Annotated in this window: 14 protein-coding genes; 1 reads left to right on the top strand and 13 read right to left on the bottom strand. The window is 39.0% G+C overall.

Going from position 1 to position 13,092, the window contains the following annotated elements; translation table 11 throughout:
- The 13 genes from fni to arcA all read right to left on the bottom strand — a co-directional run bounded on the left by fni (position 1) and on the right by arcA (position 11,651).
- Positions 1-1,038: a type 2 isopentenyl-diphosphate Delta-isomerase gene (gene fni, locus BN3004_RS03110; protein ID WP_058259796.1), complete on the bottom strand. Its 1,038-nt coding sequence runs from the start codon at positions 1,036-1,038 to the stop codon at positions 1-3.
- An 8-nt stretch (positions 1,039-1,046) separates the two neighbouring features.
- The gene (locus BN3004_RS03105) at positions 1,047-1,802 is read right to left on the bottom strand and encodes a glutamate racemase (protein WP_058259795.1); all 756 of its coding nucleotides are present in this window, start codon (positions 1,800-1,802) and stop codon (positions 1,047-1,049) included.
- 1 nt (position 1,803) lies between these two features.
- Positions 1,804-2,385, bottom strand: a complete 582-nt coding sequence (gene recR, locus BN3004_RS03100) for a recombination mediator RecR (RefSeq protein ID WP_058259794.1) — start codon at positions 2,383-2,385, stop codon at positions 1,804-1,806.
- A complete protein-coding gene (locus BN3004_RS03095; RefSeq protein WP_196792473.1) occupies positions 2,385-2,714 on the bottom strand; it encodes a YbaB/EbfC family nucleoid-associated protein in 330 nt (109 codons plus the stop codon). Before BN3004_RS03095 ends, recR begins: the two co-directional genes overlap by 1 nt.
- 6 nt (positions 2,715-2,720) lie before the next feature.
- Complete coding sequence (gene dnaX / locus BN3004_RS03090; protein WP_058259792.1) at positions 2,721-4,577, bottom strand: DNA polymerase III subunit gamma/tau; 1,857 nt, start codon at positions 4,575-4,577, stop codon at positions 2,721-2,723.
- A gap of 143 nt (positions 4,578-4,720) precedes the next feature.
- Positions 4,721-5,692: a stalk domain-containing protein gene (locus tag BN3004_RS03085; protein WP_058259791.1), complete on the bottom strand. Its 972-nt coding sequence runs from the start codon at positions 5,690-5,692 to the stop codon at positions 4,721-4,723.
- 105 nt (positions 5,693-5,797) lie between these two features.
- Entirely contained in the window at positions 5,798-6,409 is a 612-nt protein-coding gene (locus BN3004_RS03080) for a hypothetical protein (protein ID WP_058259790.1), read from the bottom strand.
- 1 nt (position 6,410) lies between these two features.
- A complete protein-coding gene (locus BN3004_RS03075) occupies positions 6,411-7,139 on the bottom strand; it encodes a hypothetical protein (protein ID WP_058259789.1) in 729 nt (242 codons plus the stop codon).
- A 123-nt stretch (positions 7,140-7,262) separates the two neighbouring features.
- Entirely contained in the window at positions 7,263-7,880 is a 618-nt protein-coding gene (locus tag BN3004_RS03070; RefSeq protein WP_058259788.1) for a class I SAM-dependent DNA methyltransferase, read from the bottom strand.
- Between the two features lie 258 nt (positions 7,881-8,138).
- Positions 8,139-8,369 (bottom strand): glutaredoxin family protein, encoded by a 231-nt coding sequence (locus BN3004_RS03065; RefSeq protein ID WP_058259787.1) that lies wholly within the window; start codon positions 8,367-8,369, stop codon positions 8,139-8,141.
- A gap of 106 nt (positions 8,370-8,475) precedes the next feature.
- On the bottom strand, positions 8,476-9,378 hold the full coding sequence (gene arcC, locus BN3004_RS03060; protein WP_058259786.1) for a carbamate kinase: 903 nt from the start codon (positions 9,376-9,378) through the stop codon (positions 8,476-8,478).
- A gap of 1 nt (position 9,379) precedes the next feature.
- Entirely contained in the window at positions 9,380-10,381 is a 1,002-nt protein-coding gene (argF, locus tag BN3004_RS03055) for an ornithine carbamoyltransferase (RefSeq protein WP_058259785.1), read from the bottom strand.
- A 46-nt stretch (positions 10,382-10,427) separates the two neighbouring features.
- Positions 10,428-11,651, bottom strand: coding sequence for an arginine deiminase (arcA, locus tag BN3004_RS03050; protein WP_058259784.1), 1,224 nt, complete (start codon positions 11,649-11,651; stop codon positions 10,428-10,430).
- A 310-nt stretch (positions 11,652-11,961) separates the two neighbouring features.
- Between arcA and BN3004_RS03045 the strand changes: the two genes are divergently transcribed.
- On the top strand, positions 11,962-13,092 hold the full coding sequence (locus BN3004_RS03045) for a TlpA family protein disulfide reductase (protein ID WP_058259783.1): 1,131 nt from the start codon (positions 11,962-11,964) through the stop codon (positions 13,090-13,092).

Below are 13,092 nucleotides of genomic sequence, written 5' to 3'. Positions count from 1 at the left end.
TTAATCCTCCCATAGATCTTTTAATCTGCCCTCTAATTTGTATCTCACATGCTTTAGCTCGCCTGTATTGCGTGAAGACGTGATGAGCATGAGCTTTCTGAGCTTATCTGAAAAGCTATTGATATAGTCCGCGCTCGCCTCGTATGAGCCGTGGTAGACGTATTTTAATAGCTCGCCACCGAGCGCAACGACGTCGGCGCCTATAACGTAGGCTTTGAAGGCGTCCATCGCAGTCCTTATACCGCCTGAGGCGATCAGGGTAAATTTGTACTTCTTCTTGAGCTCCCTCGCATATAGTATAGAGAGTGCTGTTGGCGTGCCAAAGTCGAAGATATCCGAGAAATCTTCGGCAGCGTTCGCCATGGACTCGATCCTAGCAAAGTTTGTGCCGCCCGCACCTGATATGTCGATGTACTTGACACCGAGCTTAGCGAGATCCTCGATATTCCTTTGATTCATGCCAAAACCGCATTCCTTCACTATGACGGGCAGCTTAAAATACTTAAGTGCCGCCTCGATGTTCTTCATATAGCTAGTAAAATCCCTGTCACCCTCGCCATTGATGAGCTCTTGAAAAGCATTTAGATGTATGCAGATGGCGTTGGCATCGATTAAATCAACTGCCTTCTTCATCACATCCAAATTCGCTGTAGCACCGACATTGGCTATAAGGTAGCCGTCTTTGTTGACCTCACGCGCAATGGTGAATGTTTCAGGGAACTTCTTGTCCACAACAGCTATCTTCTCGCTTCCAAGCATCATAGGTATATTAAAGTCACGTGCGAGCCTAGCTAAAATCTCGTTGATTCTAAGCGCCTTTTCGGTGCCGCCAGTCATCGCGTTTATGTAAAAAGGACGAGAAAAGTTTCTGTTGAAGAATTTCTTTTCAAGTCGTACCTCGTCTATGGAAAGCTCAGGAAGAGAGTTGTTGTCGATGAAGACATCTGAAAGAAGCGTGTCAGTCCCGCCATCTTCCACTCTTAGTAAGTTTGTAAGATGCAGGTCCTTGATCCTTTCTTTGTAATCAATCTTTTTCATAGTTCCTCCTAGATTTCTATATAATCTTCTATATTAAGTTTTTTGTCTATATCAAGAGTCCTTAAACTATGGATATAGATGTCTTTGCCCTTAGTCGTGTAGATATTGAAGTCGCCTTTTTTAAGTCCGCTCGCGTCAAAGCTATGGGCAAGGAGCTTCGCAGGCTTGATAAAATCTACTTCGGGCATCAGCTCTTTGAAGATGGCATCAATGAACTCGTAGTGAGTGCAGCCCAAGATTAGCGTCTTGTAGCCGCCGTCATCGATGCGCCTTTTGTAGTCAAGAACTTCTTCTTCGATGATGTCTCTGTTCTCGTCGAAGTCCTCGATAAGCGCCGCAAGCGATGCGCTCGCCATCTCTAGTAAATCATCTGTGCCAATGGCCTTGAGCCTATTGTAATACTCTTTCGAAGCGATGGTGAACTTCGTCGCAAGTATCGCCGCCTTATTAAGCCCAAGCCTATTTACTTCGTCAATAGTTGGCGTAACTATATTATAGAGCTTAATCTTGTGTGTGTAGCCAGTATTAAGTATCGCGCTACTCATGGTATTACAAGCGACAAGGCAGTCGGTAACGCCCTTATCGCATAAGAAGTCCAAAATATGCTCCATGCAAGAAAGGATATCGTCACGACTCATATTGCCATAAGGCACCCTGATATTGTCCCCGAAGTAATTTATTTCGATCTCATTATTCAGCTTAAGAAGCTCACGAACAACGGATAAGCCCCCTATGCCTGAATCAATAACTGCTAATTTCTTCATATTACATGTCGACACGATTGTCGATCGCCTTTCTGATAGTTTCTGCGTCGTAGTAGCTTAGGTCAGCGCCCATCGGCACGCCGGTACCTATCCTAGTCACCTTGACGCTCTTGTCAGGGATGTTCTCCTTGATGTAATTCGCTGTCGCAGTGCCCGCAATGTCTGGGTCAGTCGCAATGATGAGCTCTTTTACACTGCCGTCAAGCCTTTGGAATAGCTCAGGAATGTTGATCTCCTCAGGACCTATGCCCTCAAGCATGTTGATGGTGCCGCCTAAAACGTGATAAAGACCGTTGTAGCCGCCCTCTTTGTCAAGGCGCATAACATTCTCTTCCTTTTCTACTACTAATATGGTAGAGTGATCTCTGTCCTCGTCAGAGCAGATGCCGCAGACGTCAGCTTCACTATAGTTACAGCAAATCTTGCATCTGTGAATATTTTCAAGAGTCTCCTCGATGTCCCTCGCTAGGCTCATGGCCTTGTCCCTATTGTTCAAAAGGTAATAAGCAAACTTTATCGAAGACTTCGAGCCAAATTGCGGAAAAGACTCTAAATTGCTAACTAGCTTATCTAGCCTATCCATTATAGTCCTGGAATACCTAGGCCGCCAGTTAATTTGCCCATCTCAGAGTTCATAAGTTCGTCAGCCTTAGCTATAGCCTCGTTTACTGCGACCATGATTAGATCTTCAAGCATTTCAACGTCGTCTGGATCAACAACTTCAGGATCTATAGTGATGGACTTGATCTCTTTTTTACCAGTGATTTCGACCTTCACCATGCCCTTATCTACTTCTAATATAGTAGCTTCAATTTCTTCTTGCTTCTTTTGCATATTTTCTTGTGCTTTTTTAAGCTGCTTCATCATGTTATTCATGTTGCCGCCCATTTGTGGGAATCCTCTTTTCATAATTACCTCCTACTTAATTATAAGCTTGCCGCCCAAGAACTCTTTAAGGTCCTCTCTTAGTTTGAGAGTCTTTTTCTCTTGGTCCGAGCTTTCAATTTTGATATCGATTATATCATTAAAATATTTGTTAATAGTCTTTAATATGGCATCCTTGTTCATATTGACAAGGGCTACACTAGTGTCAAGAGCTATGTCACGAGACTTTTTAAGTACTAGTACGCCAGAAACTGTTTTTGAATATTCAAAATCCGTGAATATGGACTTAAGTACTCTCATGTCGTCATCTTTCAAGAAGTTTTCGTAAAGCGCCTTGTTCTTTTCAAAGTCCTCTTCGGGTTCTTCGTCTTCATCTAGATCAATGGCTTTCTCTTTTTCAGCGGGGATAATGGTCTTGCCACTTTCGCTGTCAGAGTCACTTTCTTCAGGCTCTGCTAAGCCTTGTGAATTTTGCTCATCAAGTGTTTTTGCCTCATCATTTACTTTTACTTCATCAAATGGCTTTGCCTCGTTTATATTTTTCGCTTCGTCAAGTGTTTTTGCTTCGTCAAATGATTTTGCCTTGTCTATATTTTTTGACTCGTTTTCTTTTTTTGCTTCCTTTGGCTTTTTTACTTCCTCTTCCATTTCCGTGAAGTAAAAGCCTTCATCTTCGTAGTCCACCATGCCCATCTCAAGGCTTGCCAAGTCGTCAAAAGAGTTATCTTGATTGTCTTGAACTGTTTTTGACGAAGTGGCTGCGCCATCACCATAGTCGTGGTCACTTACAGGATGTGCTAAATCACTAACTGTAACGGATCTATCGAAGTTCATCTTCATCACGTCGCTGTCAAGGCTCATGACCTTAAGGCCCGCCATCTCAACGAAAATCCTCTTTTCCTTGACAAACTTCATCCTCTCAAGGTAATCCATGTAGATGTCAATCGCGTTTATGATGTCCATAAGCTTTATGTCAAAGGTAAAATTGTATTTGCCAAGCTTATTAACTTTGTCGTATAAAATCTCTCTAAGCGCCTTAATTATGCCATCTATGATCATCGCTTCGTCCTTGCCATCAAGGAAGAGCTTGTCTAAATTAGCATAGTACTTTTGGGGATTGCGTGTGAATATCGCCTCTACTATTCCAGTTGAGTAGCTCTCATCAAGTAGTCCCAAGGCTTTCAAGACGCTCTCCTTAGTAAGGGTGTCTGAGTAGCTGATGGTGCTCTCAAGCATGGATAAAGCGTCTCTCATCGAGCCAGCGCCTGCTCTAGCAACGATTTGGACTGCCTCGTCCTCATATTTTTTGCCGATAGTTTCAAGAACGCAAGATAAATTCTTCGCGATGAGATCCTCGTCTATACGCTTAAAATCGAAGCGCTGAACACGGGAAATGATGGTCTTTGGTATCCTCTCTGGCTCTGTCGTCGCAAGTATGAATATCAGATGCTTTGGTGGCTCCTCAAGTATTTTAAGTAGCGCATTGAAGGCGCCCTTCGATAGCATGTGAACCTCGTCTATGATGTAGACCTTGTATTTTAGCTTAGTTGGTAGATATATCGCCTTGTCACGAAGCTCGCGGATATTGTCGACGGAGTTGTTTGACGCAGCGTCTAGCTCTATGATGTCGACGGCCTTACCACCAAGCGCCTCAAGACAGTTCTCGCACTCATTACAAGGCTCGGCCTCCTTTGGGTTAAGGCAGTTGATTGCCCTCGCAAAAACTTTTGCAAGAGAGGTCTTACCTGTTCCGCGCGTGCCGGTGAATAGGTAGGCGTGAGATAGTCTACTTTGTAGTATTTGATTTTTAAGTATGGTTGTGATGTGATCTTGACCGATGATTTCGTTAAAAGTCTTGGGTCTAAACCTTCTATATAAAGCTTCGCTCATCTCGTCCCTCCTATAAATACAATTATAGATATTATATCACAAAAATAAAAAAAAATAAAGACGTGAGTGGTCTTTACGAAGTGGCTAGTCCATAAACATGGGTGGGATATGAAAAAGGGCTCTCGTGTGAAAGCCCTTAATAGTTATTTAATATATTTTTTCAATGCTCTTTCATATTTTTCATAGAAGCCATAAGCGCCAACGCCAATGAAGGTTTCAAGTATATTGCCTTCGCTGTCAAAGATGAAAACTGTTGGAACGGCTTTTATCTTGAAATTAAAATACTTCTCAGCCGCTTGGCTAGGACATAGATTTTGATATTTAGCGTCTGCTTTTTCTAATAAGTCCTTAGCCTTAGCTATATTTTCTTCTCTAGTCTTCTTGTCATAATCACTTGATGTGCTAGTAATAGGCTCAATGTTATGAATAACGCCAAGGAAGCCAGCTTTGCCATTATAATCGTTTGCTAGCTTTGTTAAGTCAGGAAGTTCTTTTTTGCACTGTGCGTAATCAGTCGACCAAACATTAACTAGAGTGTATTCATGCTCAGCTAATATATCGGCAATGTTACGTTTATTGCCATCAAAATCTTCTAGCTCAAAATCAAGTAAGCAAGGCATTTTAACTTTATCTGATGTAATTGCTACAGTTTTTGTAGGCGCGTCATAGCTGACGTCAAAACCCATTAGCTTAGCTAAATCTCTTAGCTCGATGTAATTTGTTTCGATAATAAAGGCAGATTTAAGTTTTTTCTCTTTGCCATCGATAAGGACGTCCATATTTCTCATAGTCGCCCAAAGCTCTTTTTGAGATGAATATGTCTTGATATCTGATAAATCTTCATATGGCTTATTTCTTTCTATGCTAACAAGATGCTTGTCGTTGTCGTAGTCAACTTGGAATTGTGCCTTTGTTCCTCTAAGCGCAGCGGCTGCATCACGAAGCCTTAAATAATTTTTCCCCTTTATAATATAAGCTCTAATCTCATGCGCCTCGCCGTTAACCGTAAACTTTTGAGTGCTCTCCATAGCCTTTTCTTCACTCACAGCTATTGACATAGGCATAAATGTCACTAGCATAAGAACTACTAATAATAATGAAATTTTCTTTTTCATTTTTTCCTTCTTGATTTACCCTGATAATAAAGTATATTGCTTCTAAATATATTAGATCACTTTGAAAATATTTTGCAAGAGAAAAGGGCTCTCATGCAAAAGCCCTTAATAGTCATTTAAATTGTATTTGTAAGTATATGGTCCAAACCTTTCATAAATTTTAATCTTAAACACAGCTCCCTCCCACTCTGTTTCACAGGCATCACCGCCCATGATATAGCCTTGGTCGCTTGTTGTGAAGAAATCTTCCTCAATCTTTCGAAGGAAGAATAAGTTCTCTCTTTTATACATATGAAGCGTCGTGCTAAATAAAAATTCACGCTCGCTTATAACGGCTATGTTTTTGCCATCATCCGAAGTAAATTCGTAGAAAGTACCAGCAGCAAAAGCAATTAAAAGTCCTGCAAATGCCGTGAATATAAGTACTAGTGCTATTGTTACTGAGATGATTGCTCTGGGAATAATTTTTTTCTTCGTATCTAAAATGATGGACAAAGCATAAATTGTCCATAATGAAGCTAGAAAGATAATCCCGTAGATAAGCCCTGGAAGTGTTATGTGTATGAAGACTAAGTTTACTGAAAATATTAGCCCACTAACCTTGCTTATAATATAGATAAGTCCAGTGACTACTAGATATATAAGACTTAGACGTAATTTTCTTTTTATATCCTTAGTCTTAAATTCTTCCTTGAGAATATTTTGTATGCTGTCCATCTTAGTCTAGAACTTCTACCTCATAAGCTGAATCGATTGTAACAAGCGCGCTTGATGTCAGCTCTGTATTGTGAGCTGTGCCGTCAAAGTAGACTATAACTTCCTTACCTTCAATATCTTTTGGGTCAATTGGTTCTCTGTCCTTTTGAACGACTACATTATCAAGTTTTACTAAGAATGGATTTAGATACTTAGTATTTTCACCAAAAATATATTCAAACTCTTCTGGCACGATAATATCCTTTATTCTAAGCATAGTTGCATCCTTTGTATCCTCATCACAAGCAACTTCCTCTACAATTCCTGTGAAATATGCGACGTACTTTTTAGTCTCAGCCCAATTGTCTCCAGTCGAGAACAAAAGATATTTGTCATTGTACTTAACAGTTAAAAAGCCATCGCCAGCGTATTGGTACTCGCACTTATCAAAGTTTGATTCGCCGTCATTCTTTGGAAACTCACTTGTAGAAACGACTTTGTCAATCTTGCCATCCATGGTGCCGCATGTGACTAGATTATTTAGAAAGCCAGTATCCTTGTATAATTTGCCGTCCACCATGACAGCAGGTAATAGAGCTCCTTCGTCCACTTGATCAGGCTCGTCTATTTCACTTGTTTGGTTTGCTTCGCTTGCTTCACTTTTTTCATTTGGCGCCTCATTTGGCTTTTGACACGCAAAGGCACTTAGCATAAGGACCAAAGACATCATTATAAGTAAAAACTTTTTCATATAATCACTTCCTTGAGTTTATTATATCACAGTAGAGCAAGTTGTGAGTGCTTTTTCATTAATTGTTACTATTTTGTAAGAAATAAAAGGGCCCATAGCACTGCCATGGACCAAATGTAAAAACTATTTTTCTAAAATCAAAACTCCTGAGCAAAAACTTATTTTTTCGAAAATTGCCTTTGGAAAATCTTTCTTGATGCTCTCATAAACAGGGTAGTGCTCGTCATCATCCCAATAATCTTTCGACTCTTCTCTGCAAGCTTCTAATGATGCAAGGTCCACAAAACTAACGTCGCCAATGAAAATTTTGCCACCATCGTTTAATAAAGCAAGTAAAGCCTTTAAAAAATCTTTTTTCTCAGAGTCAATTATGTGATGAAGTGAATATGTTGCGAGTATCGCATCGTATTTTTCACTCAAAATGTTCTTGTCTAGTGCTTTTGTGAAGTCGCACTCATATAATTTTGCCCTTGGCATTTTTTCTTGCGCTATATCAAGCATATTCTTTGAAAAGTCTTGGCCGTGAATCTCAAGGCCGTCATCATAAAGCTTTTTCGTTAAAACTGCCGTGCCAAAACCTATATCAAGAACTTTTTTCGCCTTCATTTTTCTAACGGCATCATAGATGTAAGCAAGAACTTCTTTATATCCCGCAAATGGATAAGTATCCTCACTATCAGATAGTTCAACAGTTTTGTCGTAATCCTCTGCCCATAAATCAAAACCAAATTTGTCTAGCATATGTCCTCCTATAACCTTTCTTTAATAATTATACCATAAAATTCATATTAACTCAAAGAATTTAGGCGGGTTTCCACCTTTTTTCTTCGTATTCGTATCAATTTCGGTCTATTAAGTGTGTTTATTTGTTTTGAATGGCATAAATATGTCTCTTACATGTAAAATAAATAATTTAGCAATTATTTACGAAGCGCGAGCATCCATTCTCAAGGCATAAAAAAAGTATGCACCAAAGGGTACATACTTCGTGTAAATATCTTAGTCTTCTAATGCTGCATCGATCTTAGCCTTATCAAAGCCAAGTATCTTTTCATCGCCTATAATGATAACTGGTACGCCTGTGAAGCCCATCTTCATCATTTCCATCCTAGCGTCTTTATCTTCTGAGATGTTCTTTTCTGTGTACTTGATGTTCTTTCCATCTAAGTAATCCTTTGCCATGTGGCAGAATGAACATGTAGTGCTTGTATAAATTGTAATGTCTTTCATTAATATCCCTCCTAAATTTTGTCTATGAATTGTCAATAGATATATACCCACGGCTAAGACTTTTAAAACAAAAAGAGCAGAAATTAATCTGCTCTTTGATATATTTCTACTTAGAAATTATTGTTCCAGTCTTTCCTTCGATACCTTCGCCTGCTTTTTCAAGTGATGTGATTAAGCTGACTCTACCAGGTTTTGACTCTGCAAACATGATTGCTGCTTCAACTTTTGGAAGCATGGATCCTTTTGCGAAGTGTCCTTCTTCTGAGTACTTCTTCATCTCATCTACCGTTACTTTATTAAGCTCTTCTTGGTTTTCTTTACCGAAGTTTATGGCAACTTTTTCAACTGCTGTTAATATGATTAATTGATCTGCATCAACTATCTCAGCAAGTTTTTCTGAAGCGAAGTCTTTATCGATAACTGCTGCTACGCCTTTGTAGTCTTCGCCGTCTTCGATAACTGGGATTCCGCCGCCGCCAACTGTGATTACAACGTCTCCTGCTTCGATAAGATGACTGATTAGATCCTTTTCTACTACGTCAATAGGCTTCGGTGAAGCTATAACTTTTCTGTAGCCTCTACCTGCGTCTTCAACGTATGTGTCGCCTGTTGCGGCCATAAGCTTATCTGCTTCTTCTTTTGTATAGAATAGGCCGATAGGTTTTGTAGGGTTTTGGAATGCTTTGTCATCTTTATCTACTAAAACTTGTGTGATAACTGTAGCTACGTTTTTCTTGATGCCTCTTCTCTTTAGTTCTGCCTTGATGGCATTTTGTAAGTGGTATCCAATGTAGCCTTGGCTCATTGCGCCGCACTCTGCAAATGGCATATCGCCTTTGAATGCGTTGTTGATAAGGCCTACTTGAGGGCCATTGCCATGAGCAATGGTAACGTCGTTACCTTGTTCGATTAAGTCGACGATTGGTTTTGCTGTCTTCTTAACTAATTCTTTTTGTTCTGCACAAGTTTTTCCTAGAGCGTTGCCTCCTAATGCAACTACTACCTTCATTCTATAGTTTTCCTATAGTGGCAACGATAACTGCCTTTATAGTGTGCATTCTGTTTTCAGCTTCGTCAAATACTCTTGAGTACTTGCTTCTGAATACTTCGTCAGTAACTTCCATTTCTTTTAAGCCGTATTTTTCACCAATTTCAGCACCGATCTTAGTGTTAAGGTCGTGGAAGCTTGGTAGGCAGTGTAAGAATATAACATGTTCGTTGCCTGTAGCTTTGATCATGTCCATATTTACTTGATATGGTTTAAGAAGTTTGATTCTTTCTTCGAATTTGTCTTCTTCGCCCATTGATACCCAAACGTCTGTGTAGATAACGTCTGCGTCTTTAACTGCTTTCTTAACGTCTTCTTCGAATTCGATAGTTGCGCCTGTTTCTTTGGAAACTTCTTCCATTTCCTTAACAAGGTCTTCTGATGGCCATAGTTCCTTAGGAGCTAGGGCTACGAAGTGCATACCCATCTTAGCAGCGCCTATCATTAGGGAGTTACCCATGTTGTTTCTAGCGTCGCCTACGTAAACGAATTTAATTTCGTTAAATGGCTTTGGTACATATTCTTTAACTGTCATGAAGTCTGCTAGTATTTGTGTTGGGTGATAAAGGTCTGTTAAACCGTTCCAAACTGGTACGCCTGCGTGTTTAGCAAGTGTATCAACTGTTTCTTGTTTAAATCCTCTAAATTCGATACCATCGTAGAATCTGCCTAATACTTTAGCAGTATCTTCGATTGATTCTTTCTTGCCCATTTGTGAGTCTTGTGAGCCTAAGAATGTAACTTGGCCACCTTCGTCCATACAAGCAACTTCGAATGAACATCTAGTTCTTGTACTAGTTTTTTCAAATAATAGTACAATATTTTTTCTTTCTAGTAAATCTCCTTTAATACCTGCTCTCTTCTTAGCTTTTAAGTCGCTAGCTAGGTTTAATAGGTAATGAATTTCATCTGGTGTAAAGTCTTTTAGTGTGATGAAATTTCTGCCATGTAAATTAACTGCCATTAATTATAACCTCCGTAATTTAGAATTTTATTAATATATAATTTGACTATTTAACGTCTTCTCTGTAAAGTGGCATAGACATACATCTTGGGCCGCCTCTACCTCTTGAAAGTTCATATGATGGCATCTTGTGTAATTTGATTCCTTCTTTTTCAAGTAAATCATTTGTTACTACGTTTCTGTCATATACAACAACTTCCCCTGGAGCGATTGCTAATGTGTTTGAACCGTCGTTCCATTGTTCTCTTTGAGCGTCAATTCCTAATCCGCCGCCGCATCTGATTAAATCAACTGCATCTAAGCCTAGGTAGTGAGCTAGAACCTTGTCTAGTGAGTTCTTTTCTTCAGTAATAACGATCTTGTCGCCATCTTTAACCATTGAATAAACTACTAGAGGTCCTTCGATTTCTGGGTGGATAGTGAATTTGTCTTTGTCAATCATAGTAAATACTGTGTCAAGATGCATGAATGCATGTGATTGAGGGATGTTGATTGCAAGAACTGTCTTGAATTCTCCAGCATTAAGAACGTTTTCAGCTAGTTTTTGAAGTGCTGCTGCTTCAGTTCTTTGAGAGATACCAACTGCTAGTACATCTTTAGTAAGTATAAGTTGGTCTCCACCTTCAGTGTGGAACTTATCAGTTCTGTCATACCATCTTGGTACGTCTACGTCCTTGAACATTTCGTGATGGTCGTAGATGTATTTACCAAATAATGTTTCTCTTCTTCTAACGTTTGACCACATCTTGTTGATAGCAACACCATGACCGATGTTTGCGAATGGGTCTCTTGTGAAATAAGCGTTTGGCATTGGTACTGTTAAGAAATATCTGTCAGCGTCAGAGAAGTCAGCAAGTGTTTCTTTGCTTCTCTTAGTAAGCTCAGTCATTCTAGTACCAGCGATCATCTTCATAACGATGTCCTTTTCAGACTTTTGTTGTAGCAGGATGTCTTTCATGATGTATCTTTCGTTTGGTGTGTGTAGGTCAGCTTCGTCTAAGAATTCTTCGATTAAGCTTTCCTTTAGGTTTTTGTCCTTAATTACATCAGCAACTAAGTCTTCTAGATAATAAACTTCGCAACCACTTTCTTTTAATAGATTTGCAAAGTAATCATGTTCCTTAAGTGCTTGATCCAAGTAAGGTACTTCGTCGAAAAGTAGTTCTTGCATAGTATCTGGTGATACGTTATTGATTTCTTCACCAGGTCTATGAAGGATAACTTTTCTAAGTTTACCAATTTCTGAATAAACTCTAACTCCTTTTTCCATAAAATCACTCCTTTTTTATTATTAGCTTACGCTTATATTCTATCACAATGGATATCCTTTTACAAGAACTATTTACCCAATTTATCTTTTAATTAAACTAAACCGATATAGAGATTGTTTATGACAATGGCCTATAGTATAAATATGATTTTAAAGCAATAGTACATATAATATGAAAGAAGTTTTAAGTAAACACTATTGTTACTATTTTGTAAATATTATTTGCTTGAATTGACTTGTAAAGAAAAAATTTATATTGTATAATTGTTTTGTAATTCGAAGAAATCATTTTAATTTTATGGAGGGAAAAATGAAAAATCTAAAAAAACTTTTAATTTTATTAATGATGACAAGCTTATTCTTATTTAGCTGCAATAAGTCATCAGGAAACGATTACGTTGTTGATCAAAGTGAGATCAAATCAAATGAAGAAGACATGGACAAAGGCACTATCGCCATCAAGACTAGCGGTGTTAAGTACACTTTAAACCCTGAAGTTTGGGGCAAGCCTTTCGAAAACATCCACGTTTACAACGAACTACTTGAAAAGAGAGACCACGCTGGCGACATCTACGGCGGCGTTAAATCAAGCTTTGCTAATACTGAACAAGCAGATGCATACGCAAAACTACTTATGGATCAAACACTTAGTGAAGAAGATAAAAAAGCAGAACTTGATAAAGTTATCAATGAATTCTCTAAGATGTGGGCTATAAATGTTATAGCTGATGACAAGATGCCAAAGGATGATGAAGGCTTAAAGGCACTAACTGGTTTTGACAATAACGAAAAATTAGCAAGTGTTGATGGATACAACTTTGTATGGTCATACATGAACAAGACTGAAGGACTTACTGGTGAAGATCAAGAAATTTATGATAAATTATACGAAGACCTTGAAAATGTTAAAAAATCTATCAAAGTAGCTAAACCACTTAGCGTTGACGGCGAATCAGGTGCGGCTGCAAAATTCGATTTCGATACAAAAGACATCTACGGCAAAGACTTCTCCGCTAAAGAATACCTAGCAGAGCATGAATACACTATCATGAACGTTTGGGGAACATTCTGCGGACCATGTAAAGCCGAAATGCCAGACCTAGCTAAAGTTTATGAAGAATACAAAGACAAAATCGGTTTCTTAGGCATTGTATCAGACGTAGCTCCAGAAGATGATAAGATGAGCGACGCTATGAAACAAAATCGTGACGATATTATAGCACTTGGCAAAAGAATCATTGAAGATAAAGGATGTAATTATCCAAACCTAATTCCGACACAAGAGATGAACGACAAGTTCCTAGCAGCTGTAACAGGCTACCCAACAACATTCGTTCTTGATAAAGAAGGTAACATCGTTGGCTCACCTATCATCGGCGCTCAAAGCTACGAAGGTTTCAAAGAACTTTGCGAACAATTCGTTCCAAAAGAAATGAAATAA

The sequence above is a fragment of the Fenollaria timonensis genome (genome assembly GCF_001457835.1).
GTDB classification, from domain to species: Bacteria; Bacillota; Clostridia; order Tissierellales; family Peptoniphilaceae; genus Fenollaria; species Fenollaria timonensis.
This window is presented reverse-complemented; position numbering and strand designations above follow the sequence as displayed.